Raw genomic sequence first — 24882 nt, forward strand, 5'->3', positions numbered from 1 at the left:
TATCTGGCGGATCAGGGTGGACGAAACGTGCGCGTGCATCGGGTCAGCCGGCAGGATCACCGTCTCCAGGGTGGGGAGAAGGCGGCGGTTCATCACGGCCATCTGCGACTCGTATTCCCAATCGACCGCGCCGCGCACGCCGCGCACAACCAGCGATGCTCCCCGGAGGCGCGCGAAGTCCACCAGGAGCCCCTGGAACGCGGCGGCCTCCACGCGCCGCTCGTCCTGGAACGCCTCCCGGATCATCTCCACGCGCTCGTCCACGGTGAACATCCCCTGCTTGGCCGTGGTGGGCGAGTGCGAGACGGCCACCACCACGCGGTCGGCGAAGGAGAGCGCCCGGCGCACGACGTCCTCGTGGCCGAGTGTCAGCGGATCAAACGATCCGGGGCACAGCGCGATGCGCGGGTCGCTCATTCGGGGGCGGGGATGAAGGTGAGCGCGGTGTCGCCATAGCGGCGGGTTCGGGCGCCGGGGAGTTCCGGGATCTCGTCGTTGCGCCCGTGCTCGATGCAGAGCAGCCCCGCGAATGGCACGGCCGCGAACGCCTCCGCCAGCGCCGCGGCGAATCCCTGAGCGTAGGGCGGGTCGGCGAATGCCACGTCGAAGGCGGCCGCCTGCAGCCCGGCGACGTACTTGATCGCATCGGCACGTACGACCTCGGTGCGGGCGGCGGCGCCCAGGGCGGTGAGGTTGGCGCGCAGGCTCTGGAGCGCGGACGGTGCGTGCTCCACGAACGTCGCGTGCGCGGCGCCGCGGGAGAGCGCTTCCAGGCCGAGCGCGCCGCTTCCCGCGAAGAGGTCGAGCACGCGCGCCCCGTCCAGGTGCGGGTCGACGGCGCTCATCCACGCCTCGCGAACGCGGTCGGTGGTCGGCCGTGTGGCGCGTCCCGGCGGCGCCACGAGGCGGCGGCCGCCCCATTCTCCAGCGACGATTCTCATGCGTGCGGGGCGGAGCGCGTGGAACCGGGCGGCGGAGCGGCGGCGGGCACGGGCGGCCACATGGGGCCGCCCCTACGGGGTTGCGGTTCGCACCCTGGCGTTTGCGCGTCGGCGTGCACGCGCAGTTCTCCCCCTCCCCCACGCTCCCCCGCTTGCGGGGGAGGGGGCCGGGGGGTGGGGGCCCTCACGACGCCGGCCGCAGGTCGACCAGCTTCGCCTGGGGCGTGGTGCGGCCGTTGTACGTGTTCTCCTCCAGCTTGAACGCCACGTCCAGGGGGCCGTCGAAGAAGCCGGGCTCCTCCAGGCGCTCCGCCATCCCGAAGCCGATGGCGTCCAGCGTGTGGCCGAATGCGCCCAGGGTGAGCTTCAGGTGTCCCTTGCCCACTGACTTGGGCGGGGCCGCAAGGCGGACGCCGCGCACGGCGAAGATGGGCGTCGCGTTCCCCATCCCGAACGGGCCGGCGTGGCGGATCAGGCGCGCCAGCTCCTCGTTCGCCTGGTGTAGCTCCAACTCCAGGTCCACGCGCACCTGCGGAACCAGGTGGTCGTCTTCCAGGAGGGAGCGGGCGCGGCCGTCGAAGGCTTCGCGGAAGGCGTCGACCCGTTCGGGGCGGATGGAGCACCCGGCCGCCATCCGGTGACCACCGAAGCGCGTCAGGTGCTCCGAACAGTCGCGCATCGCGTCGTACAGGTGGAAGCCGGGGATGGAGCGCGCGCTTCCCTTCCCATCGTTCCCCCCATCCAGCGCGATCATCACGGTGGGGCGGTGGATGCGCTCCACCACGCGCGACGCCACGATGCCAATTACGCCGGGATGCCAGCCGTCGGCCGCCAGCACGACGCCGCGGTCTCGGTCGGGATCGAACTGCGTTTCGAGCTGCAGGAGGGCGGCGCGCAGGGTGTCGCCATCGACCGTCTGGCGCCAGCGGTTCTCCTCTTCCAGCGTCGCCGCGATCCGGTCCGCCTCGCGCTCGTCGTCGGTCAGCAGGAGGCGGACGCCGCGGAGCGCCTCGCCCATGCGGCCTACGGCGTTGAGGCGCGGGGCGAGGACGAATCCCACCTGCGTCGCCGTGATCTCCTTGTCGGCCAGCCCGGTGACGCGCAGCAGGGCGCGGAGGCCTGGGTTGGGCGTCTGTGGAAGGATCTTGAGGCCCCAGCGCACCAGCGCCCGGTTCTCCCCCACCAGCGGCGCCAGGTCCGCGATGGTAGCGACGGCCACCAGGTCCAGAAACGAGTGCAGGCGCTCCTCAGGGAAGCCGAGCTCGGCGGCGAGCGCACAGCACACCTTGTACGCCACCCCGACTCCGGCCAGTCCCTTTTCAGGATACTCGCAATCGCCCCGGTTGGGATTCACCACCGCGGCGGCGGCGGGAAGGGTGGGGCCGGCGGTGTGGTGGTCGGTGACGATGACGTCGATGCCGGCGGCGGTGGCGCGCTCCACGGCATCGTGCGCCACGATCCCGCAGTCGCCGGTCAGGATCAGCGTGGCGCCCCATTTCCTCGCCTCCGCGATCCCCGCGTCGGACAGGTCGTAGCCGTCCACCAGCCGGTGCGGGACGAAGGGGATGGCGCGCAGCCCCATCATCCCCAGCGCGCGGGTGAAGAGCGCGGTGGAGCAGATCCCGTCCACGTCGTAGTCGCCGTGCACCAGCACCGCCTCGTTGCGCTCGCGCGCGCGGCGCAGGCGGGCCACGGCGTCGCCCATCCCCGCCAGCAGCGAGGGCGCGTGGAGCTGCCCCGCGTGCGGACGCAGGAAGCCGCGCGCGGCCAGCGGCTCCGCCATCCCGCGCTGCGCCAGCAGGCCGCAGAGGACGGGAGGGAGCCGCAGCTCCTGGCAGAGGCGGTTGACGGCGGCGGAGTCGGGTGGCTGGGGGAAGACCCAGCGGCGGGGCGCGACGGCGGTGAGCATGCCCAAGTGTAGCCACGCCCCGCCGGATCGGGCAAGCCGTTCCGGCGGGGCGTGCGCGGGGTGGCGCGTACCGCCCGCTTAGAAGCCGAAGACCCAGAGCAGCGAAAAGAGCGCGATCAGCACGCAGACGCCGATCACCACGTACTGCATGGCGCCGCGGCCAGGGCTGGGGACGCTCTCCTTCACCTGGGGCACGGGCTCCGACCCGCCGTCGAAGGGGAGGTCCTTGTGGTCGTCGGGGCTCATGGCGTGCTCCAGCTTGCGGGTGTGTGGGCATCGTGATTCGAGGCGCGGTGGAGAGCAACCCGCATGCCGCTTCCCCCGGCGGCGCCCGTTCCCTACCTTGGCGGGGTCACGCGCTCCCCACCGCCTTCCCTCGCCCAACGATGCCCACCCTTCGCGAGCCTCCGGTGCTGACCACCGCGCGCCTGACGCTGCGCCTGGCCGAGCCCGGCGACGCCGAGGCTATCGCGCGCTACTTCGTGGAGAACCACGACCACCTGGCGAGCACCCGCCCGCGGATGGAGGCCGAGTTCTTTACGGCGGAGTTCTGGCGCTCGCAGGCGCAGGCGAGCCGCTCCGAGTTCCGCGGCGACCGCTCGCTGCGCCTCTTCATGTGGGAGCACGCGAACCCCGGCCGCGTGATCGGCAACGCCAACTTCACCCAGTTCGTGCGCGGCGCGGCGCACTACTGCGTCCTCGGCTACGGCATCGCCGCCGACCGCGAGGGGCACGGGCTGATGCGCGAGGGGCTGGAGGCGGCGATCCAATACGTGTTCCGCGAGCTGAACATGCACCGCGTGATGGCGAACTTCTTTCCGTGGAACCGGCGCAGTGGGGGGCTGCTGCGGAGGCTCGGGTTCGTGGTGGAGGGGTACGCGCGGGACTACCTGTACCTCGACGGCGAGTGGCAGGACCACGTGCTGACGAGCTTGACGAACGCGGAGTGGCGGGCGGGGTGAGGTTTGGGGGCTGAGCGGGGGCCGGCGGTTGAAACCGCTGCAACAACGGCGGGAAGCCTGCCTTCGCAGGCTGGTCGGGGGCGTGTCGGTGCCGGATCGGCGGCGCCCGGAACGCCGGGGGCGGGGTCGCCGGCGGGGCATCGCCGGGGGCTAAAGCCCCCGGCTGGGACCACGCGAAGGCGGCTGAAGCCGGCTTGAGGAACGCAGATCTCGCCCGGGAGTCCGCGAAGGCGGACTTTGTGCTGTTGTTGCCGCGAGTTCACTCGCCAGGGGCGGGATCCCGGCTGGGGACCCCGCCTCTTTCGCATCACTGCCGCGGCGGCGGGATGCTGATCGTTTCGCGCGGCATGGATGGCTGCGGGTTGGAGGGCGGCGCGGGCTGCGGGTACTCCTGCGGTGCGGGCGGGCCCTGGGTCGGCGCGGGGTTCTGCGTCGGCGGCGGTGGGCGGCGCACCGGGGGACGCGGGCGCGGGGTGGCGGCCGGCGGCACCTGCGCAGGCGGGCGGGCGGCGCCCGGCTGCTGCACGGGCGGGCGCGCCACTCCCGGCTGCTGCACTGGAGCACCCGGTACCGCGCCCGGCACCGCAGGCTGCACCCCGCCCGGAGGCACGGCACCCGGCGCGACGCTCGCGCGCTGGATCGAATCCATACGGATCGAGTCCAGGCGGATCGAGTCGCGGCGGATGGAGTCGAGCTCCTCCGGGGTGGGCGGGACGATGATGGGGGCGCCGCCCAGGAGCCGCGTAAAGGGCGCGCCGCGGGGACGCCGCACGAAGGCGGCGCGGGTGCGCGGCGGCCAGCGCTCCACCGAGAGCACGTTGGTGAGCTCCAGCCAGAGCGTGTCGTTCACCACGCGGCCCGCCACGAACTGCTGCACCCCCTCCCCCGGAAAGGCCACCAGGGCGAAGACGCCGTCCTTGCGCACCTCGCCGGTGAAGGGGATCACGAAGCTGCCCGGCACCCCGTACTGACCCGCAACCGAGTCCAGCCGCTGCGTCAGGAAGCGGAACTCGCCCGGCGGCGTGAGCTGGTAGTCGCTGTTCGCCATCGACGCGCTGTCGCGCGGCGCGATCTCGAAGCCGGCGAAGAGCCACCGCCCCCGCACCTCCGGCAAGCCCGCCCTCCGCTCCGCGCTGGGCCGCTGCAACGGTGGCAGCGGCTCCACCTCGTCGGGCCCGCATCCCGCCGCGAAGGCCAGCAGCGCCAGCCCCGCCCAGATCGCTCTTCCCCGTCGTCCGGCCACGCCTCTCTCCCTGTTGGGTTTGGATCGCACGGCGCCCGCCCGCGCATCGTCCGTGCCGGGGCGGCGGCGAGTGCGGCTACGTGCGCGCGGGCGCTGGAGTTGACACCCTCCGGAACCCGCCCTAGCTTGGAAACGCCGGTGCTCCGCGATGGAGCCCGCCCGACTCCCAGGCCGCCCCCTGATTCCGATGGTCACCACCGCGAACCCGCGCCCCGAAGAGGTGGACGCCGTCCTCCGCGAAGCGCTGGAGGCGAACGGCCAGCGGTTCACCGAGCAGCGCGCCGCCGTCTACCGCTTCCTCCGCGGCACCGACGAGCACCCCACCGCCGACGAGGTGTTCACCGTCGTGCGCGGCGAGATCTCGGACATCTCGCTGGCCACGGTGTACAAGGCGCTGGAGACGCTGGTGAGCTGCGGGCTGGCCGCCAAGCTCTCGTACGGCGACGGCTCGGCCCGCTACGACGCGCGCACCGACGAGCACTACCACTCCCGCTGCCTGGGCTGCGGCGTGGTTCGCGACGTGCACGCCACCGAGCCCGCGTACCGCCCCCAGGTGCGCGTGGGCGACGGCTTCCGCGTCGAAGGGTTCCGCGTGGAGGTGGTGGGCTACTGCGGAAGCTGCGGCGGCTGACCCACCGCGCCTCCCCCTCCTGACGCTCCCCGCGGGGAGCGTTTTTCGTTTCCGCCTCCAAGCGCGCCACGATGCACCCCGCCTCCCCTCCCTGTCAACCCGCCGCTCCGCGCGCCGCGCCTTCGATCCCCGGCTTCCGGGGCGAGGTGCTGGGTGACGAGGCGCGCTGCACCCCCTTCGGCGAGGCATCGGGGATCTTTCGCGCGCTCCCCGACGCCGTCGCCGTGCCTGTCGATGCCGGCGACGTGGCCGCGCTGGTGGCGTGGGCCGCCTCGACGCGGACCGCGCTCGTCCCCCGCGGCGCCGGAACGGGGATGCCGGGTGGCAACGTGGGGCGCGGCATGGCGGTGGACCTGGTCTCCGGCTTTCACGCGATCCTTTCGGTGGATGGAGATGCGCGGCGCGCCCGCATCCTCCCCGGCTGCACGCTGGCGGAGCTCAACGCCGCCGCCGCGCCGCACGGCCTCCAATTCCCCGTGGACCCGTCCAGCGCCGCGCGCGCCACGCTGGGTGGGATGATCGCCAACAACTCGGGCGGCGTGCACACGGTGAAGCACGGCTCCACGCGCCGCTGGGTCCATGCGCTGGAGGTCGTCCTCGCCGACGGCACGCGCGCTCACGTGGAGCGCGGCGCCCCGCCCGAGCACCCGCGCCTGCGCGAGATCCTCGCCGAGGTCGACGCCGCCATCGAGCCGCATCGCGCCGCCATCGAGGCGCGGTGGCCGCGCGTGCGAAAGAACTCGTCCGGCTACGCCCTGCGCGAGTACCTGGAGAGCGGCGACGCCATGGACCTGCTGGTGGGGAGCGAGGGGACGCTGGCGCTGCTGACGACCGCGGAGGTGCGCCTGGAGCCGGTCGCCGCCGCGCGCGCGCTGGCGCTGCTGGAGTTCACCGACTTGTCCGCCGCCGCGGCCGCGGTGCAGCGCATCCTGGCGCTGGAGCCCGCCGGGTGCGAGATGATCGACCGCACCTTTATCGACCTGGTGCGCGGCGGCGGCGAGGACCCCGGCTACCCCCTGCGCCCCGGCCTGGAGGCGATCCTCTTCGTGGAGATGGAGGGCGCCTCGGTGGATGAGGTCGCCGGGTCGCTGGAGCGGGTGCGGGAGGCTTTGGGCAGGGTGGCGGACCGGATCAGCATCGCGATCGATCCGGAGGAGCAGGAGCGCTTCTGGCACGTGCGCCACGCCGCGAGCCCCCTGATCGCGAAGCTGGCCGGCGGGCGGATTTCGATGCAGTTCATCGAGGACGGCGTCGTTCCCGTCGATCGCCTCGCCGACTACGTCCACCTCCTGCGGCGCGTGCTGGCGGCCAACGATCTCCCCGCCGTCATCTTCGGCCACGCGGGCGACGGCAACCTGCACGTCAACCCGCTGGTTGACGTGGACGCGCCGGGGTGGAAGGCGCGTGTGGAGGCCATCGTGTACGAGGTGGCGGAGGGCGTCGCGTCGCTCGGCGGCACCATGGCCGGCGAGCACGGCGACGGCCGACTGCGCGCGCCGCTCATCGAGATCATCTGGGGCGCCGAGATCGTGGAGTGCTTCCGCGCCGTGAAGCGTGCCTTCGACCCGCTCGGCATCCTCAACCCCGGCGTGATCCTCCCCCTCCCCGGCCAGCGCCCGCTCGACGCGATCCGCTACTGAAGCCGCGCTCCTGAGGTTGCGCGACTAGCCTGCGCGGACGATGCGGCTCAGCGTGACGATCTGCCCCGTGTGCCGCTGCGCGTGCTCGGCGGCGTGGAAGATCAGGCCCATCACCGTGCTCGGAAGCTGGAGCCGCCCCACGCCACGCGGGAGCAGGAGATCCGCCTCAGGCGTGGCGCGGATCTGCGCGAGTGCGCGCGCGATCGCCTCGTCCACGCCGCGCAGCAGGTCGTCGGCGGTGGGCGCGGGATCGCCGGGGTCGGGCTCGGCCCGGAGGTAGGCGAGCTGCGCGTCCGTCAGCGGCTCGCCGCGGGCGTAGGTGAGAAGGCGGTCGAGGATGCCAGGGATGTGGCGCAGGTGGAAGCCGACCGACGCCACGCCGCCGGGACGCGCCCACAGCTGCTCCACCGTGAGCCCCGCGGCGACGCGCGCGACGTCCTCGCCTGCGCCGGCCAGGGCGTGCGCGGCGGGCATCAGCAGCGGCGGCACGCCGGGCATCGGGCCGCGCAGCCAGACCTCGGGCTCACTCATCGTTCGCTCCACGGGACGCGATGGCCAGACCATCCGCGATGGCGGCGATCTCCTCCGCCTCGCGCCAGGCGGCTTCCAGCGTGCGCAGCTCGCCCTCCATCGCGCGCCTCTCCTGCTCCTCGTGCAGCGCCATCTCCAGCGCGAGCCGGTCTACGTAGCGGATTTGGGAGAGCCCGCCTGCACGGCACGCAGCATCGAGCACCGCAGTGGGACCGCCGCTCCGCTCCAGGCTCTCCACGGCCGAGCGCACGAAGCTGGGGCTCGCGCCGATCTGGTTGCTGCGCGCGCACGCCACCGAGGCCAGCGTCTGCGCCGCGGCTCCGGTGAGCTCGGCGCGCCCCGCATCGCTGTCGGTGACGACGCGCATCCCCGCGTCCTCCAGGCGCACGTCCCGCAGGTGGCGCACACGGATCGGCGAGCCCTCGGCGGTAAGCCCCACCACCCGCCGGAGCTGCGACCTGGACCACGCGACCGCGCTGCCCACGAACACCAGCGGAGCCGCGGCGACGGCCGCGAACCCCGCAGTCCCAAACGTGGCGACCCCCGCTGCCAGCACGCCGAGGGGGCTCGCCGCGATGAGCCCTCCTCCCAGCAGGTCGTTGCGCCGCCGCCGCTCGAGCTGCGGGGCGTAGCGCCACGCGGCGAACTCCGGCCGCATCGGGCGCCCCACGCGGATGAGCACCGGCCCCTCGGCGGGCCGCGCCATCCCGATGTTCTCCGTGGTAGTGCGGCGGGGCGTGTCGCGGAAGAGGCGCTCGCATTCTTCCAGCGCTTCCCACCTCTCCTCCACCGGACTCAGGTTCCACCGCGCGCACGCGCGGCAGACCGCCCACAGCCGCCCGCGCTCCGGGTCGAAGGCCAGGCGCTCGCCCACGGGGAAGGCCTCCACGCGGGTGTTGGCGCCCAGGGGCCGGTGGCAGTAGAGGCAGGTGGAGTACATGGCTCAACCGGGGCTGGAGAGTCGGGCCCGGACGATCTCCGTGAGAGCCTCGGGAGTGTTGAGCGACGGATTGTCGGTCACGCGCTCCAGCAGGTCGCGGAGGATCTCGCCCATTACCGGGCCCGCGGGGATGCCGAGCGTGCGCAGCTCCGCGCCGCCGATGGCCAGGTCGCCCAGCGTGAGCGCGGGCGCCGAGGCCATGATCCTCCCTACGCGCCGGCGCAGGGCCGCGGTTTCACGCAGGCGCGGGTCGCCCGGGCCCGCGCCGCGCGCCCGCACGTCCGCCACGCGCAGGCGCAGCACGTCGCGCACGTAGCCGGCGCCGACCAGCCGCAACCAGCGCCGCAGATCGGCCTCAGGCGCATCGGAGGCGGGGATGGCGCTGTGCTGCGCCACCAGGTGAACCACGCGGTCCGTCTCCGCGTTGGAGAACTTGAGGCGCCGCAGCATCCCGAACGCCGCCGCCGCGCCCGCCGCCGCGTGGTCGGCGAACCCCGCATCCGCCGTGCGCGCCTTGCCGACGTCGTGGACGAGCGCGGGAAGGCGAAGCGCGGCGTGGTGGCGCGGCAGTGCGTCGGCCGTCTTCAGCAGGTGGCTCCACACGTCGTCCGCGCCGTCCGGCACGCCGACGCACGCCTGCAGCTCGGGGTAGAGGGTGGCGAGCGCGCCGCATCCCTCGTACAGCCGCAGCGCGACGGACGGGCGCTCCGTCTCGCGCAGCACCTTGAGGAGCTCCTCGCGGACCCGCTCGGCGGAGAGCTTCGGAAGCTCCGGGGCGGACTCGCGCGCGGCGGCCCAAGTGGCGTCGTCGATGCGCAGCCCGAAGCGCGCGGCGAAGCGCAGGGCGCGCAGCACGCGCAGCCGGTCCTCGCGGAAGCGCTCGCGCGGATCGCCCACCGTACGCAGGACGCCTTCGCGCAGATCGGGCACGCCGCCGTGCGGGTCGCGCAGCTCCCGGGTGAGCGCGTGCCAGGCGACGGCGTTGATGGTGAAGTCGCGCCGCTGAAGGTCCTCCTCCACCGAGTCCGCGAAGCGAACCACCGCGTGCCGCCCGTCCGTCTCCACGTCGCGGCGAAAGGTGGTCACCTCGTACATCCGCCCGTCCTTGCCCAGCACCCCCACCGTGCCGTGCGCCACGCCGACCGGGACGGTGCGGCGGAAGATGCGCTGCACGTCGCGGGGGCGGGCGGCGGTGGCGAGGTCCCAGTCGCCGGGCGTGCGGCCGGCCAGGGCGTCGCGCACGGCGCCGCCCACCGTCCACGTCTCGAACCCCGCATCCCGCAGGACGCGGGTGATGCGGACGACCTCATCCGGGGCGCGCAGCTCCGCGCTGGTAACCGTCACCTCTGCCATCATCCCCCGTCAGGCCCCGTCCGTTCCGAATGCAAGCACATTTGCGGCAACGGCTTGGCGGATCGGCCACTCTTAATTATCTTGTAATCGCGAACCGCTCCCTCCACCCCTACCGCGCGAGTGATGACCACCCAAGATCTCCTCCTCCAGGCTCCCGCCAGCGACGCCTTCCGCGCGGCATTCCGCTCCTTTCGCAGCAGCGGCCGTCCCAACGAACGGATCTCTTTCGACCGGCTCTCGCCCCCCGTCAAGGTGGAGCGGACGCTGACCAAGGCGCTGTTAGAATATCCCGACCTCGCCATCGAATCAATCGAAGTCCGCGGGTCGAGCGGGTGCGAGTTCTATCGTGGGACCCTCATCGTGCGCACGGCGACGGAAGAGCGGCACGTCCGCTTCCACTGGGACTGCAAGTGGAGGGCGGAGCAGGAGGGGTGGGCGGACTACTTCGGCTTTCCGGACCAGGCGCGCGCGGCCCGCGAGTTCGGCCACGACTGCTTCCGCTCCTGGGTGGAGGAGCGCATCGTGCCGCTGGAGCCGATGCTGATCGTCGAGGTCATCGACCGCCAGGAGATGCCGGCGATCCTCGCCTGAGGACGAGTCGAGTTCAGATCACAGAAGGGCCGCCCTGACATCGGGGCGGCCCTTTCGCATTCGATCTGCGCGTCCAACGCAGAACGGCAACTGCATGGCCTCACGCGGAGACGCGGAGGGCGCGGAGGGAACTTCGCGTCCTCCTCAGCGCCTCCGCGCCTCCGCGTGAGATTGCTGTTCGCCCGCTGGCTCGCGAGTCCTGCAAGACGGTTGAGAGGCTTGGACGCCGGGACGGTGCACGAGCTCGCCTGAGCGCGCCCTTGCAGCGGAGGACGGCAACCGGCACCTTCCCTGGCGCCCGCGCCCTTCGCCGCCCCGTCGACCAGATACAATGACTCATAGCATTCACCTGTCGCACGACGAGCTGTCGCGGCTGGTCGTAGAAGCCGCCGTGAACGCGGCCGAGCAGGGCTACTGGTCCGGCCCGGGCACCGCGGCCGAGAACGCCGTCGCGCACCTGACCCGCTTCCTCGGCGTGCTCGCCGGCGGCGACGACGACCTCAACGAGCACGAGCTGGAGCTCTTCGGTGAGGTGTTCCGCGCCGCCACGGGCGAGCACCCCAGCGACGACGTCCTGCGCCGCTCCGTTGCCGAGAGCGTGCAGCTGGCCGACGACCCGGACGCGCTTCACGACTACCTGATGTCCACCCCCGCTTACCTGGAGTCCATCCTGGCGATGGACCGGGAGCGCGGCACCGAGAACTCGCGCCAGGTGGTCACCGCTCTCAGCGGCCTCGCGCTCGCCATGCTCGCCGCCGACGGCCGCGCCGAGCCGGAGGAGGACTCCGTGTTCACCACCCACCTCGGCCACCTGCGCGCGCGGATGGAGGCGCTGGGCGGGGATTCGGAGGGTTGATGTGGGTGGCCGGGGCGCCGGGGACGCGCGCCGGGGACGCGCACAGGGGGCTAAAGCCCCCGGCTGGAACCACGCGAAGCCCACTGAAGTGGGCTCGAGTAGCACGGCATTGGCCCCGAGTCCGCGAAGGCGGACTTTGTGCTGTTGTTGCAGCGAGTTTACTCGCCTGGGGCTAGAAAGGCAGAGAGGCACGGAGATCACCGATCTCCGTGCCTCTCTGCTTTTCCTCCAAATCCGCTACTTGACGAACAGCATGTCGCGGTACGTGGGCAGCGGCCACATGTCGTCGGGGACGATCTTCTCCAGGCGATCCACGGCTGAGCGCACGGCGAGCATCGCGGGGACGATGTTGTCGCGCATGTGGTAGGCCTTGGAGTGCACGTCGTCGCCGCCCAGTTCGGCGTTGTGGGTGCGCAGGGTGTCGAGGGCGTCGCGCAGCTCGTCGATGAGGCCGTTCAGCTCGCGCAGCGTGGAGTGCAGGCCGCGCGCGTCCAGCTTGATGTCCGCGGCGCGCTCGGCGGCGGCGAGGAGGTCGTTCATGTAGCGGAACGCCGCCGGCAGCACCATCGTGGCCGCCACGTCCGCGGTGGTCTCGCCCTCGATGTTGATCGTCTTGAAGTAGGTCTCCAGCGCGATCTCGTGGCGCGACTCCAGCTCGCGGGCCGAGAGCACGCCGTATTTCTCGAAGAGCGCCGTGTTCTTGTCGCTCACCATCGTCTCCAGCGCGTCCAGTGTGGTGCGCAGGTTCAGCAGGCCGCGGCGCTCCGCCTCCTCCTGCCAGTCGTCGCTGTAGCCGTCGCCGTTGAAGACGATGCGCTTCACGCGGCGGATCTCCGAAGCGATCAGCTGCTGCAGGGCGTCCTCGAAGGAAGTGCCCTTCTCCACCTCCGCTTCGAGCGCCGCGCACAGCTCGTCGATCGACTCGGCCATGACGGTGTTGAGCACCGTAGCAGGCCAGGAGACGGACTGCGATGCGCCCAGCGCGCGGAACTCGAACTTGTTCCCGGTGAAAGCAAAGGGCGAGGTGCGGTTGCGGTCGCCCGCGTGCTGCGGGATGTGCGGCAGCACGTGCGTCCCTAGCCCCATCAGCCCGCCCTGCTTGCTGGACGTGGCCGTGCCGCTCTGCTCGATCTGGTCGAACACGTCCGCGAGCTGCGTCCCCAGGAAGACGGAGATGATGGCGGGCGGCGCCTCGTTGGCCCCCAGCCGGTGGTCGTTGCCCGCGAAGGCGACGGCTGAGCGCAGCAGGTCCTGGTGCCGCTCCACCGCGCGCAACACGGCGGTGCAGAAGAAGAGGAACTGCATGTTCTGGTGCGGCGTGTCGCCCGGCTCCAGCAGGTTGGCGCTCTCGGTGCCCAGCGACCAGTTGAGGTGCTTGCCGCTCCCGTTGACGCCCGCGAAGGGCTTCTCGTGGAGAAGGCAGGCCAGTCCGTACTTCCGCGCCACCTTGCGCAGCGTGATCATCACCAGCTGCTGATGGTCGGCCGCCAGGTTGGCGTTCTCGTAGATGGGGGCCATCTCGAACTGGCCCGGCGCCACCTCGTTGTGCCGCGTGCGCAGCGGCACGCCCAGCTTGTACAGCTCGCGCTCCACCTCGGTCATGAAGGCCAGGACGCGGTCCGGGATCGAACCGAAGTAGTGGTCCTCCAGCTCCTGCCCGCGCGGCGGCTTGGCGCCGAACAGCGTGCGGCCGGTCGTCACCAGGTCGGGGCGGCGGTAAAAGAACTCCTGATCGATCAGAAAGAACTCCTGCTCCGGCCCGCAGGTGGCCACCACCCGCTCCGCCGTGTCGCCGAAGAGCGCGAGCGCGCGGCGCGTCTGCGTCTCCAGCGCGGCGATGGAGCGCAGGAGCGGGATCTTGACGTCCAGCGCCTCGCCCGTCCACGACGCGAACGCCGTGGGGATGGAGAGGTAGCAGCCGGCCGGCGTGTCCACGATGAACGCGGGCGAGGTAGGGTCCCACGCCGTGTAGCCGCGGGCCTCAAAGGTTGCGCGCAGGCCGCCCGAAGGGAACGACGACGCATCAGGCTCGCCCTGGATCAGCTCCTTGCCGCTGAACTCGGCGACGGCGCCCCCGCCCACGTTGGGGGTGATGAAGGAGTCGTGCTTCTCTGCCGTGGAGCCGGTGAGCGGCTGGAACCAGTGCGTGAAGTGCGACGCGCCGCGCTCGGTGGCCCACTCCTTCATGGCGAGCGCCACCGCGTCGGCCACGCTGGCGTCCAGCGCCTCGCCGCGGTCCACGGTGTTCATCAGCGCCTTGAACACCTGCTTGGGAAGGCGCGCGCGCATCTCCGCCAGGCCAAAGGTGTTCTTGCCAAAGATTCCTTCGATGTCCATGGGGCCGCGTGCGGCGCTATCTCCGTTCCGGCTCTCGTCTGCTTCCCAGGTGGCGGCGGCCAGGGTGTCGAAGCGGGCGGCGGTCTTGGGCATTGGAGCTCCTTCCTTTTGCTCGGGTTGAAGGGCGTTGTGGTCTTGCTACCGCTCCGCCTGCACGCGCGGCCGGAGGCCGAGCACAGCGGTTTCCTTGATGGTCGACAGGACGATGCTGGTGTTCGTCCACTGCACTCCCGGCCAGCTCTGGATCTCGGCGAGGAGCCCCTCCAGCCCGGAGGTCGTATCCGTGCGCACCTTGAGCAGGTGCGAGCCCTGGCCGGTGATCGAGTGGCACTCCAGCACCTCGGGGTGCGCCAGCACGCGCGCCCTGAACTCCTCGTAGAAGCTCGATCCCGCGATCCCCACCGCCAGGAACGCGGTGACGTCGCGCCCCAGCAGCTTGGGATCGAGCACGGCGGCGAAGCGGCGGATGATCCCGCGCTCCTCCAGCTTCCGCAGCCTTTCCCCCACCGCCGGCGACGAGAGCCCCACCGCCACCGCCAGGTCGTGCTGCGAGGTCCTCCCGTTCTCCTGCAGCATCTCCAGGAGCCGGGTGTCCACATCATCGAGACGAGTCACTTAACTTTCTTAAGTCATGTGGTCGATGCACCAAACTTTCGCAAATGATACGCTGGCTCCGCTGCGTATGCAAGAGGTATGCGTCAAAGACGAAAACGGGCCGGGCGTCGTGTGACGGCCGGCCCTCACCCCCGCTCGTTCCTCGCTGCCCCCTCTCCCGATAACAGGAGAGGGCTGCGCCCTCGCCGTTATCGAGAGAGGGGGCTACACACCCCGCGTACCCCAGTTCTCGGCACGGGCGCAATTCATCGCGCCCGTGCTCGACGCTGCTCCGCCGCCTGCGACGCGCACAGATCCCGTAGGGGCAGACCTGCGTGTCTGCCCTCCCCTGCGCTATCTCGACCTTTGCCTTTCCGCACCGATCCCCGTAGGGGCAGCCCCACGTGGCTGCCCGCGCCATGTCAGGCGCCGCCTTCCGCTCCCACACCCGAATCACCCCGCCACGTCGAACCCCATCACCACGTCCGAAAACGTCGCGGCGTACACGGACCGCCCGCCCGCCGCCGGGGATGCGAGGAAGTGCCCCGCCGGCAACCGATGCTGCGCCACCATCCGCCCATCATCGGCAGACAGGAGGTGCAGCGTGCCGTTCACCGAGCCGATCGCCACACGGCCGTCGCTGACCGCGGGGGAGGAGTCGTAGATCTCGCCGCCCGTTTCCGTCATCCACAGCTCGCGGCCGTCGGCGGCGGAGACGCAGCGCACCTGGCCCTTGTCGCCCAGGCAGCCGATGTAGATGCGGTCGCCGACGAGGGTGGGCGAGGAGTAGCCGAACTTGTCGCCGGGCGCCGTGGCCTGCCAGAGCGGGGCGCCGGTCGCGGCATCGAAGGCGTGAAGGACGTTGTCGTTGGATGGCACGTACACCCGCCCTCCTCCCACTGCCGGCCCGCCGATGGCCGGCGAGTACGCGAACGACTTGTCCGTGCACTGCCGCCGCCACACCTCGCGCCCCGTGGCAACGTCGAGCGCGTACAGGTTGCGGTCCCAGGCGCCGACGTAGAAGCGCTCGCCGTCGGTCGCGGCGGGGCTCTGCGCGAACGCGGTGTCGCCCGTGGGGAGGGCGAAGCGCCAGCGTACGGCACCGGTGCGCGCATCCAGCCCGTACACCGTCCCGTCGCCCGAGCCGATGGCGGCGATCCCCCCCGCCACGGCGGCAGATGCGTACACCGGCCCGCCCGTGGCGTGTTTCCACAGGCGCCGCCCGGTGCGCGCGTCGAAAGCGTACACCCCGCCATCCGCGCTCCCCACGATCACCCGCCCCGCATCCACCCTGGGCGACGAGTGGCAGTAGCCCTCCGTGCGCGCCGTCCAGAGCTGCGTCCCATCGCTGGCACGAAGCGCGGTGATGGAGCCGTCCATCGCGCTGGCGAAGAGCACACCCTCCGCGAGCCGCAGGTGCGACATGACGCCGCCGGTGAGGCGCCGCTCCCAGCGGGGTCGAAGCGCGGCATCGGTGCGGGTCACGCGTACGGGGAAGGCGCGCTGCGCACCGCCATCGCGCGCGCGCAGCGAGAGGAGGTGAGAGCCCGGCCGCAACCCGATCGTGGGGGCGCCCGCGAGCGGGAGCGGGGCCCACGCCCCCTCATCCCAACGGAACTCGCGCGCGCCCTCCGCCCGCGTGGGAACGGCAGTGCCCGCACCCACCAGCGACACGCCCACGGCCCACAGCGGGCGCGCATCGCGACGGGGGGCGAGCGGCACCCTCAGGAGCGGACGAAGCTCGGGCGCCTCCGTCGTGCGGCGGGAGAGGCGCACCTCGCCTGCGTTCCAGTCCACGTCCACGCGCTGGTACGAGCCCTGGTACAGCCCCTTGTTCATCGTCCCGGCGACGCCGTTCCAGTGCCAGAGGAGGTCCTGGTGCCCGTGGCCGTTGAAGACGAGCTTCACGTTGTACGGCTCCAGCACGCGCAGGAGCTCGTTCTCGTTGTCCACCATCACGCGGTCGCGCCCCACCCAGTGGTGGGTGAAGACGAAGACCGGCGTCTCGCGCCCCACCCTGCGCAGCTCGCGCTCTGCCCAGCGAAGCTGCCCGCTCTCGAAGTGTCCCCAGTGCGACAGGGGCACCGAGCTGTCCAGGAGGACGAAGCGGCATCCCTTGTGTTCAAAGGATCGGAACGGCTCGCCACAGTACTTCGCGAAGATCTGCGGCCCCAGCGGCGACCAGCGCACGTCGTGGTTGCCGGGGATGTGGTGCACGGGAAAGCTCATCCCCGCCAGCACGCGCGCGTACCCGTCGTACTCGCCGCGCCACCCGTAATCGGTCACGTCGCCGCCGTTGATCGCGAAATCGGGCCGGATGCCGCTCGCGATCTCCTCCATCATCGCCCTGCACTCGCGCTCGTTGCGCCCCAGCGCCACGTGCGTATCCGAAAAGAACGCGAACGAAAACGCGCGCGGCGGCATCGCGAACGACGCCCCCGGCGTGAGCGCGGCTGCGATGCCGGTCTTCAGGAAGTCGCGGCGGGTGAGGATCAAGGGCCTGCGGAGTTGGATGTGTGGGTGAACGAACAGCGCAAAGTCCCCCTGCTCGTCACGCCAGCCCCGCGGCACGCACAGTAGATCCTTCGCTCCGCGCCCGAGTATGGAGCCGAGGATAGGACGGAGCGGCGCGTCGCTCAGGATGACAAACGGGGACTGATGCTCGCGGTTGTCGAGCCGGCTTCAGCCGCCTTCGCGTGGTTCCAGCCGGGGGATTCATCCCCCGGCGATGTGCCTGGGACACCCGCCCTCAGCCGCCCCCACGCCGCGTGATGATCTCGATGGCGCCGTTCGGGTGCCCGTCGCCGAAGCGCTGCTGGGCACCGGAGGCGGTGTAGTGGCGGATCATCTCGACGTCATCCACGGGGATCGAGCGGAGCGACTCGACGGTGCCCAGGCGCTGGCCGTCGAGGTAGGCGAGCACGTCGTCCGGGCCCGAGTACGAGACGCGCGCGCGGCGCAGCGTCGAGGTGTTGCTGCGCTTGCGAAGCCACTCGGGCCGTAGCGCCTGCACCAGCTCCAGCGCGTTGGCGCGGCGCGAGGAGCGGATCTCGTCAGTGGTGATCTTGGTGGCATCGCGGGCGGCCAGGGCGCCGCCGCCGGACTGCGACGCCGAGATGCACGCGCTCGAAGCCAGCAGCAGGGCGAAAGTGGCCGCGCGGAGAGGGAGGCGCATACCGGATCTCCGGGATGGGGTGCGGAAGGCCGGGCATGGCGCCAGGCCGGAGGGGCGATGTTCGCAATACTCACCCGCGCCCGCGCGGGGCGCAAGGACCTCAGGGGGCGTAGCGGCCCGCCTCCACCACCTCGCGCACGCGGGCCAGGTCGCCGCCGTACGTGCCCAGCGCCAGCATCAGCTCGATGCGCGACTGCTGCCCCGTCATGTGGTCCGCGAAGATGGCCCCCATCTCCCGCAGCTCGTGGCCGCCGCCCGGATACGCGTACGTGTCCAGCACCCGCCCCCTTGCCGAGCGCGACGCCACCACCACCGGCCGCCCCGCCTCCACCCAGCGGCGCACGCCGGGGACCACCGCGGGCGGCACGTTCCCCCGCCCCATCGCCTCCAGCACGATGCCGTGCGCGCCGCTGTCCAGCGACGCCTCCACTAGCCGCGAGTCCATCCCGGCCACCACCTTCACCAGGTCCACCAGGGTGACGGGCGACTCCGGCTCCAGCGGCGGCTTGCGGCGGCTCTCGCGGTAGAAGAGGACGCGCCCCTTGTCCGTGATCCCCAGCGGACCCCAGTTGGGCGAGCGAAAGGTGCCCGCCGCCTCGGTGTGCGTCTTCACCACCTCCGCTCCCTGCACGATCTCCTCGTCCATCACCACCATGGTGCCGCGACCGCGCGCCTCGGGGCTGGCGGCCACCTCCACCGCGCTCATCAGGTTGGCGGGGCCGTCCCACGAGAGCTCGCTGGAGTTCCTCATTGCGCCGGTGATGACCACCGGCACCCCGGCCGGCATGGAGCGGTCGAGGAGGTACGCCGTTTCCTCGATGGTGTCGGTGCCGTGCATCACCACCACGCCGTCCACCCCGCCCTCCGCGATGGCGGCGAGGATGGCGCGCCGCAGCTCCCACATCCGCTCGATGGTCATGTGCGGACCGGGGTAGCGCCCGAACTCGCGCACCTCCAGCCGCGCCACCTGGTCCACGCCGGGGACGGCCTCCAGGATCTCCGCGCCCGTGAGCCGCGGGACGGCGCCGCCGCTCTCCGCGTCGATCTTCATGGAGATGGTGCCGCCCGTGGCGATCAGCACCACCCTCGGGAGCGCGTCAGCCACAGAGCACGCTCCCGCCGTTCACGTTCAGGATCTCGCCCGTCAGGTGCCGGGCCAGCGGCGAGCAGAGGAAGAGGATCGGCCCCGCGATGTCGTCGGCGGAGGCGATGCGGCGCAGGGGGATGGCGGCTTCGATGCGCGCGCGCCCCTCTCCGGCCATCGGCCCGGCGACCATCTCGGTGTCGATCCACCCCGGCGCCACACAGTTCACGGTGACGCCCCGCGGGCCGAGCTCCACCGCCACCGACTTGGTGAGGGAGATGACGGCGCCCTTGCTGGCCGCGTAGTCCGCGTGGCCCGCCTCGCCGCGCTGGCCCGCGGTGGAGGCCACCAGCACGATGCGCCCGCCGTCGCCGATGCGCGTGGCGGCGAGACGCACGCAGTGGAAGATGGAGTCGAGGTTGGCTCGCATCGTGTGCGCCCACTGTTCCTCCGCCATCTCCGCGATCGGCACGTCGTCCGGCGGCCACACCCCCGCATTGCCCACGAAGATGTCGACCCCGCCCAGCTCCTCCTGGCAGCGGTCGAAGAGGACGCGCGCCCCCTCCGCCGTCCCCACGTCCGCCGACGCGGCGAAGGCGCGCACACCGAGCGCCCGCAGCTCGGCGACGACGGCTTCGGCTTCGGCGGTACGGCTAAGGTATCCGATCCCCACGTCGGCGCCGGCGCGGGCCAGGAGAAGCGCCGTCGCCCTCCCCACGCCGCGCGAGCCGCCGGTGACGAGCGCGCGCCGCCCGCGCAGGTCGATGCTCAGGCCGGCGTCCATTTTCCCCCCAGCTCTTCGGCGTGGTGCCGCTCCGTGTCCAGGATCTCGCGGAGCAGCGCGTCGGTCTTGGGATCGAGCGGTTCGGCCAGGAGCGCCTCGTAGCGATGCACCTCGGCCTCCTCGCGCAAGCGCGCGGCGGGCTCCCATCCGTCCATCCCGACGAGCTCGCCCTTCATCTCGCCCAGCTCCACGAGCGGCGCGCCCATCTCCATCAGCCGCACCGAGAGCCGCGAGAGGTGGTGCTGCTCGTCCGCGTGCAGGTCGTTGAAACGTTCGGCGAGCGCCGCGGCGCCGCGCTCCCCCGCCTCCGCTGCGAGGGCGCGGTAGAAGAGCGCCTGCGCCTTCTCGGCGGCGCGGGCCTCGGCCAGCAGCTTCAGGATGTCGGGCATTGGAAGTCGGTTCGGGTGCCGGAACGCTACTGCTTTGCAGCGCCGGACGACGGGCACTCGCGCCGCACGGCCTTGAAGAAGCCGACCAGCGTCCCAGCCGCGTTCGGCACCCGCCCCACGCGTCCGTCCGGATGCGTCGTGGGCTTCACGTCCGTGGTGACCGTTTCCGCCTCGTAGCGGCCGGACACGACGCCGTCGCGCACGGCGTCGATGGTGAGCTTGCCGCCGCGCACGTGGATCGCGAGGCGTTCGGCATCGGGGTCCGGGTAGGCGTCCAGGGCCGCGTCCACCTTGAAGCCGCCCGGCTGCGGCTGCATCCCGAGCAGCCAGGCGCCGGGCGTGAGCGAGCCGGGCGCCCCGGTGAAGGAGATCGCCGATTTGCGCCGCTCGTCCTCCATCGTCAACTGGACGCCGCCGGGGCTTTCGCAGTACCACGATGTCCCGGCGAGGGGCCCTTCGATGGTGCCGCCCACGCGCCCGTTGAAGTCGCCGCCCTCCTTGCCGCACCCGGCCAGAACCAGCGCCGCGGCGGCTAGCGCGCGCGCCCTCACCCGCACTTCTCCACCCACGCCACTTCGGGCATGCGCCCGGCACGATAGCTGGTCACGGCCTTGCCATCCGTCTCGAAGATGATGCGGTACCCGCTGTCCGCGGGGGTGACCACGAGGTAGTGCCCGTCGGTGTACTTGCGCGGCTCCTGTCTCACGCGGCCCGCGTAGATCTGCCGGATGCGCTCCTCGGGGTCGCCGATGCGCGCGCCCTCCAGCGTCGCCACCCGTCCGGAGTCGACGTCGATGCGCGCCACCTCCCCCTTCGTGGCCAGCACCCCCACCCCGGCGGGGAGCCGGCCGGACCTCACGTACGCGCACGCCTGCGTGGCGCCCGGCGCGTCCGCGAGCGTCACGTTGAGCCCCAGTGCGTCGCGCGCATTCGACCCCACCTTCACCGACCCGATCCCGCGCGGTGTGACCGACCACGCCGTGTCCGCGCGCGAAAACTTGCTCGCGCTCGCGGGCGGCGCGACGCTGATGATGGGCGACTCGCCGGCCCCCGGCTTCGGCTCCTCCTTCGCCCCGCCTCCGCACGCCGCGAGCGCGAGGCACCCGCACACGATCCACCGGTTCATCGCCATCCACTCCCTCCCGAGGTACCAGGCGAGTAAACTCGCGGCTACAACAGCACAAAGTCCGCCTGCGCGGACTCCAGGCCCAATTTCCGCGCTCCTCCAGCCCACTTCAGTGGGCTTCGCGTGGTTCCAGCCGGGGGCTTCAGCCCCCGATGCCGATCCCCCGGTGTTCGGCCCCGGTGTTCATCCCTCCGCCAGCGCCCCGATCCTCCCCGCCCCGCCCCACACCTCCGCGAATTCCCGCACCGCGTCCGCATCCATCTCCGCGCGGGCTTCGAGGGCGTGGGTGAGGAGCGCGTCGGCGGCCAGGAGCGGGAGCGCATCCTCCCGCCCGCCCGTGCCGCGCAGGACCTGCTCGTACAGCGACATCGCCCCCGCCGCGAGCGCATCCGGCACCTCACCCTCGGGCGGAAGCGCGGCGACCATCCGCTCCAGCAGCGACGGCGGCGCGTCGGGGAGGCGGGCGCGCAGCCAGTCCGCTGCGGCGCTCACGCCCCGGCCAGCATCGGGCGGACGATCTCGGGGACGCGCTCCAGCGCCTCCGGCACGCGCTCCGGTTGCGTGACGCCGGCCTGCGCCATGTGCGGCTTGCCGCCACCCTTTCCACCAGCGAGCGCCGCCACCTCGCGCACGACCCGGTCCGCGCGCACGCCGCGGGTCACCATGTCGTCGGTGGACACGGCAAAGATCGTGGTGCGGTCGCCGAGCGCCGCGGCGAGCACGGCCACCCCGCTCCCCAGCCGCTCGCGAAGCCCGTCGCCGAGCGCGCGCAGCTCGTCCGCATCCGCGACGTCGACGGTGGAGGCGATCACGCGCGCGCCATCCACCTGGTGCGCGGAATCCAGCAGGCGGCCGATGACGTCCGCGCCGCCCTGGGTGCGCGCCTTCTCCAGCGCGCGCTGGAGCTCGCGCTGCTCCCCGAGCACCTGCTGGATGCGCGGGACGAGATTCTCCTCGCGGGTCTTCAGGAGCGCGGCCACCTCGCGCAGCGTGGCCTCGTCGCGGCGTACGCGCTCGAACGCCTGCGGGCCGGTGACGGCCTCGATGCGCCGCACCCCGGCTGCCACCCCGCTCTCGGACACGATGCGAAAGAGCCCGATCTGACCCGTGGTGCGCACGTGCGTTCCGCCGCACAGCTCCATCGACACGCCGGGGATGTCCACCACGCGCACCACGTCGCCGTACTTCTCGGAGAAGAGCGCCATTGCGCCGAGGCCGATCGCGTCCTGGTACCCCATCTCGCGCGGCTCCACCGGCGTGTTCGCCCAGATCGCGCGGTTGACGCGCCCCTCCACGTCGGTGACCTCGGCCGGCGTCATCGGCCCGCTGTGCGAGAAATCGAAGCGCAGCCGCTCCGGCGCCACCAGCGAGCCCATCTGGTGCACGTGCTCGCCCAGCACGGCGCGCAGGGCGGCGTGCAGGAGGTGCGTGGCCGTGTGGTTGCGCTCGGTGTCGCGGCGCGGGGGCTCTTCCACCTCCGCGCGCACCAGCCCCGGCGCGAAGTCGCCCTCCACCGGGCCGACGACGGCGACGCGGCCGCTCACCTTGCGCACCTCCTCCACCTTCATCGACCACCCGTCGCCGCGCACGTGCCCGGCATCGGAGACCTGGCCGCCGCTCTCCGCGTAGAACGGGTTCTCGCGGAGCTGCAGCGCGACGCGCCCGTCCTCCATCCGCCGGAAGGCGAGGATGTCCGTGTCCAGCGAGACGGCGCGGTAGGCGGCGTAGTCCTGCTCCGCGCCGGCCGCATCGCCCACCGCCTCCCATCCGTCCGCCAGCGCGTCCGCGCCCACGCCGATCCCGGAAGCCGCGCGGTCCTCGCGGGAGCGGCGGCGCTGCGCCTCCAGCTCGTTCTCGAACGCCTCCATGTCCACCGAGTAGCCGCGCTCGGCGGCCATCAGCTCGGTTAGGTCGGGCGGGAAGCCAAAGGTGTCGTACAGCCGAAAGGTGTCCGCGCCGCTCACAGTGCCGCTCCCGCCGGCGGGGGCGAGTTCGTCGAAGCGCTTCATCCCCGCGTCGACGGTGGCCAGGAAGCGCTCCTCCTCAGCCCGCGTGTTGCGCAGGATGTACTCGCGCCGCGCGTTCAGCTCGGAATACACGCCGCCCATCCGGTCGATCACCGCCTCCACCACGTGCACCAGCGTCGGCTCGCGACGCCCGAGGAGGTAGGCGTGGCGGACGGCGCGGCGCAGGATTCGGCGCAGCACGTAGCCGCGCCCCTCGTTGGACGGAAAGACGCCGTCCGCCAGCAGGAAGGCCGTGGCGCGCCCGTGATCGGCCAGCACGCGGTACGACACGCCCTGCGGAGTGTCGTACTCGTACGGCACCCCCACCGTCGCCACCGCGCGGTCGATGATGTCGGTGAAGAGGTCGGTCAGGTAGTTCGCCTTCACCCCCTGCAGCACCGACGCGAGGCGCTCCAGCCCCATTCCCGTGTCGATGGAGGGCGCAGGGAGCGGGTTGAGGTTGCCGTCCGCGTCGCGGTCGTACTGCATGAAGACGAGGTTCCAGATCTCCAGGAACTGCCCCTCCTCGCCCAGCTCCTCGAACTGCTCCCGCGACACCTCCGTCCCGCGCTCCCCCTCGGGCCGCAGGTCGAAGTGGATCTCGCTGCACGGGCCGCAGGGGCCGGTGTCGGCCATCTGCCAGAAGTTGTCCTTGTCGCCCAGCCGAAAGATGCGCTCCGGCTTCACCCCGGCGATCTCCAGCCACAGCCGTTCGGCCTCGTCGTCGGTGTAGTGCACCGTCACCCACAGCCGCTCCCTGGGGATGCCGTATTCCTCGGTCAGCAGCTCCCACGCGAAGCGGATGGCGTCGCGCTTGAAGTAGTCACCGAACGAGAAGTTGCCCAGCATCTCGAAGAAGGTGTGGTGCCGCGCGGTGACGCCCACCTGCTCCAGGTCGTTGTGCTTGCCGCCCGCGCGCACGCACTTCTGCGAGGTGGTCGCCCGCGAGTACCCGGGATTCTCCGCCCCAAGGAACACCTTTTTGAACGGCACCATCCCCGCGTTGGTGAACAGCAGCGTGGGATCGTCCCCCGGCACCAGCGACGCCGACGGCCGGACGGTGTGCCCCTGCCGGGCGAAGTAGTCGAGGAACCGGGTGCGGATCTCGTCGGAGCGCATGTATGAAGACCGGGATAGGGATCGATCGAAGCGAACGCGCAACTTAACGCACCGCAGGGGCGCGGTTCAAGGCGCGCCGAGAGATCCCCGCGATCGACTCGGATCACGGACGCTCCGGCTCGCTCGCATCGGCTACGGGCGGATCAATGCGGAACGGGCCTGAACCGCGGACCGGCACCCGCCGAGCAACGGCCAGGGCACGGGCGAGATCCTCCTCGGAAATCGGTGGGAACTCCGTATCCGCGGCCGCAATCACCTCGATCTCGGCCTCAGTCCACGTCCGACGAGGGTGCTTTCCGGATGTACGCTCAGCCATTGTCCACTCCATTGAACTCGTTGAACGCGCGGCGCTCTCCTCGCCGGGCGGGTCGCACCCAGATCAGGCGCCTCACACCTTCGCGCACGGTAAATACGACCGCAACGATCAAGCCCCAAGGCAGTCGTCCGATAACGACACGGCGCATCTCGCCGTTATGCTCCCGCTCTCCGAGATCGAGATAGGGGTAACGCTTGTCTTCGAACAGCTCAACGAGATCGAAAAACGAGAAGCCGTACTCGCGCTCGCAGCGGCTATTCGTGAATGGGTCCCAGTCAAACCCCGGAGGTGGCGTCGTCAACGAACTCGTCCCTTCATACAGTGGCGAAGGTGTCGCGGTCCATTTGAAGCCGCG

The 24882-nt window shown here is 71.7% G+C and carries 25 protein-coding genes; 5 read left to right on the forward strand and 20 right to left on the reverse strand.

Annotated elements, in window-relative coordinates; translation table 11 throughout:
- The 4 genes from coaD to VF647_01885 form a co-directional block, all read right to left on the reverse strand.
- Positions 1-417, reverse strand: a 417-nt coding sequence (coaD, locus tag VF647_01870) for a pantetheine-phosphate adenylyltransferase (protein ID HEX8450810.1), incomplete at its 3' end; no start/stop codon positions are given.
- Positions 414-941 (reverse strand): 16S rRNA (guanine(966)-N(2))-methyltransferase RsmD, encoded by a 528-nt coding sequence (rsmD, locus tag VF647_01875; protein HEX8450811.1) that lies wholly within the window; start codon positions 939-941, stop codon positions 414-416. The genes rsmD and coaD, both read right to left, overlap by 4 nt.
- A 184-nt stretch (positions 942-1125) precedes the next feature.
- Positions 1126-2850, reverse strand: a complete 1725-nt coding sequence (gene recJ / locus VF647_01880) for a single-stranded-DNA-specific exonuclease RecJ (GenBank protein ID HEX8450812.1) — start codon at positions 2848-2850, stop codon at positions 1126-1128.
- Between the two features lie 78 nt (positions 2851-2928).
- Complete coding sequence (locus VF647_01885; GenBank protein HEX8450813.1) at positions 2929-3096, reverse strand: hypothetical protein; 168 nt, start codon at positions 3094-3096, stop codon at positions 2929-2931.
- Positions 3097-3236: 140 nt separating this feature from the next.
- On the opposite strand from VF647_01885, the gene VF647_01890 reads away from it, so the two are divergent.
- Positions 3237-3812 (forward strand): GNAT family N-acetyltransferase, encoded by a 576-nt coding sequence (locus VF647_01890; protein ID HEX8450814.1) that lies wholly within the window; start codon positions 3237-3239, stop codon positions 3810-3812.
- 307 nt (positions 3813-4119) lie between these two features.
- Here the strand turns inward: VF647_01890 and VF647_01895 are convergent, their stop codons facing one another.
- Positions 4120-5055 (reverse strand): hypothetical protein, encoded by a 936-nt coding sequence (locus VF647_01895; GenBank protein ID HEX8450815.1) that lies wholly within the window; start codon positions 5053-5055, stop codon positions 4120-4122.
- Positions 5056-5242: 187 nt separating this feature from the next.
- Here VF647_01895 and VF647_01900 point away from each other — a divergent pair, with 187 nt between their 5' ends.
- Positions 5243-5686: a transcriptional repressor gene (locus tag VF647_01900; protein ID HEX8450816.1), complete on the forward strand. Its 444-nt coding sequence runs from the start codon at positions 5243-5245 to the stop codon at positions 5684-5686.
- Between the two features lie 71 nt (positions 5687-5757).
- On the forward strand, positions 5758-7326 hold the full coding sequence (locus tag VF647_01905; GenBank protein HEX8450817.1) for an FAD-binding oxidoreductase: 1569 nt from the start codon (positions 5758-5760) through the stop codon (positions 7324-7326).
- A gap of 24 nt (positions 7327-7350) precedes the next feature.
- Here the strand turns inward: VF647_01905 and VF647_01910 are convergent, their stop codons facing one another.
- From VF647_01910 to VF647_01920, 3 genes are read right to left on the reverse strand one after another with little or no spacing between them, the layout of a single operon-like run.
- Positions 7351-7857: a DinB family protein gene (locus VF647_01910; protein HEX8450818.1), complete on the reverse strand. Its 507-nt coding sequence runs from the start codon at positions 7855-7857 to the stop codon at positions 7351-7353.
- Positions 7850-8797, reverse strand: a complete 948-nt coding sequence (locus VF647_01915; GenBank protein HEX8450819.1) for a hypothetical protein — start codon at positions 8795-8797, stop codon at positions 7850-7852. The genes VF647_01910 and VF647_01915 overlap by 8 nt, the downstream gene beginning before the upstream one ends.
- Positions 8798-8800: 3 nt before the next feature.
- Positions 8801-10141: a CCA tRNA nucleotidyltransferase gene (locus VF647_01920; protein HEX8450820.1), complete on the reverse strand. Its 1341-nt coding sequence runs from the start codon at positions 10139-10141 to the stop codon at positions 8801-8803.
- A gap of 132 nt (positions 10142-10273) precedes the next feature.
- Between VF647_01920 and VF647_01925 the strand changes: the two genes are divergently transcribed.
- Together VF647_01925 and VF647_01930 are read left to right on the forward strand one after the other, a co-directional pair.
- Positions 10274-10741: a hypothetical protein gene (locus tag VF647_01925; protein HEX8450821.1), complete on the forward strand. Its 468-nt coding sequence runs from the start codon at positions 10274-10276 to the stop codon at positions 10739-10741.
- Positions 10742-11072: 331 nt separating this feature from the next.
- Positions 11073-11597, forward strand: coding sequence for a hypothetical protein (locus VF647_01930; GenBank protein ID HEX8450822.1), 525 nt, complete (start codon positions 11073-11075; stop codon positions 11595-11597).
- A 237-nt stretch (positions 11598-11834) separates the two neighbouring features.
- Here VF647_01930 and VF647_01935 read toward each other — a convergent pair whose 3' ends face one another.
- From VF647_01935 to VF647_01990, 12 genes are all read right to left on the reverse strand, one after another.
- A complete protein-coding gene (locus VF647_01935; GenBank protein ID HEX8450823.1) occupies positions 11835-14027 on the reverse strand; it encodes a glutamine synthetase III in 2193 nt (730 codons plus the stop codon).
- A 45-nt stretch (positions 14028-14072) separates the two neighbouring features.
- Positions 14073-14549, reverse strand: a complete 477-nt coding sequence (locus VF647_01940) for an Lrp/AsnC family transcriptional regulator (GenBank protein HEX8450824.1) — start codon at positions 14547-14549, stop codon at positions 14073-14075.
- Between the two features lie 432 nt (positions 14550-14981).
- Positions 14982-17024: a PQQ-binding-like beta-propeller repeat protein gene (locus VF647_01945; GenBank protein ID HEX8450825.1), complete on the reverse strand. Its 2043-nt coding sequence runs from the start codon at positions 17022-17024 to the stop codon at positions 14982-14984.
- 253 nt (positions 17025-17277) lie between these two features.
- Positions 17278-17703 carry a hypothetical protein gene (locus tag VF647_01950; protein ID HEX8450826.1) on the reverse strand — a complete coding sequence of 142 codons (426 nt, stop codon included), beginning with the start codon at positions 17701-17703 and terminating at the stop codon, positions 17278-17280.
- Between the two features lie 100 nt (positions 17704-17803).
- The gene (locus tag VF647_01955) at positions 17804-18808 is read right to left on the reverse strand and encodes an asparaginase (protein HEX8450827.1); all 1005 of its coding nucleotides are present in this window, start codon (positions 18806-18808) and stop codon (positions 17804-17806) included.
- Positions 18801-19571, reverse strand: a complete 771-nt coding sequence (locus tag VF647_01960; GenBank protein ID HEX8450828.1) for an SDR family oxidoreductase — start codon at positions 19569-19571, stop codon at positions 18801-18803. The genes VF647_01955 and VF647_01960 overlap by 8 nt, the downstream gene beginning before the upstream one ends.
- Positions 19556-19960, reverse strand: a complete 405-nt coding sequence (locus VF647_01965) for a hypothetical protein (GenBank protein ID HEX8450829.1) — start codon at positions 19958-19960, stop codon at positions 19556-19558. The genes VF647_01960 and VF647_01965 overlap by 16 nt, the downstream gene beginning before the upstream one ends.
- Positions 19961-19986: 26 nt before the next feature.
- Complete coding sequence (locus VF647_01970) at positions 19987-20511, reverse strand: hypothetical protein (protein ID HEX8450830.1); 525 nt, start codon at positions 20509-20511, stop codon at positions 19987-19989.
- Positions 20508-21092, reverse strand: a complete 585-nt coding sequence (locus VF647_01975; GenBank protein ID HEX8450831.1) for a hypothetical protein — start codon at positions 21090-21092, stop codon at positions 20508-20510. Before VF647_01975 ends, VF647_01970 begins: the two co-directional genes overlap by 4 nt.
- A gap of 177 nt (positions 21093-21269) precedes the next feature.
- A complete protein-coding gene (locus VF647_01980; GenBank protein ID HEX8450832.1) occupies positions 21270-21578 on the reverse strand; it encodes a hypothetical protein in 309 nt (102 codons plus the stop codon).
- Positions 21575-24211 carry an alanine--tRNA ligase gene (gene alaS, locus VF647_01985; GenBank protein HEX8450833.1) on the reverse strand — a complete coding sequence of 879 codons (2637 nt, stop codon included), beginning with the start codon at positions 24209-24211 and terminating at the stop codon, positions 21575-21577. The genes VF647_01980 and alaS overlap by 4 nt, the downstream gene beginning before the upstream one ends.
- A gap of 308 nt (positions 24212-24519) precedes the next feature.
- Positions 24520-24828 carry a BrnT family toxin gene (locus VF647_01990; protein ID HEX8450834.1) on the reverse strand — a complete coding sequence of 103 codons (309 nt, stop codon included), beginning with the start codon at positions 24826-24828 and terminating at the stop codon, positions 24520-24522.
- Between the last annotated feature and the right edge of the window lie 54 nt (positions 24829-24882).

This window comes from Longimicrobium sp. (assembly GCA_036387335.1).
In the GTDB taxonomy this organism is placed as follows: Bacteria; Gemmatimonadota; Gemmatimonadetes; order Longimicrobiales; family Longimicrobiaceae; genus Longimicrobium.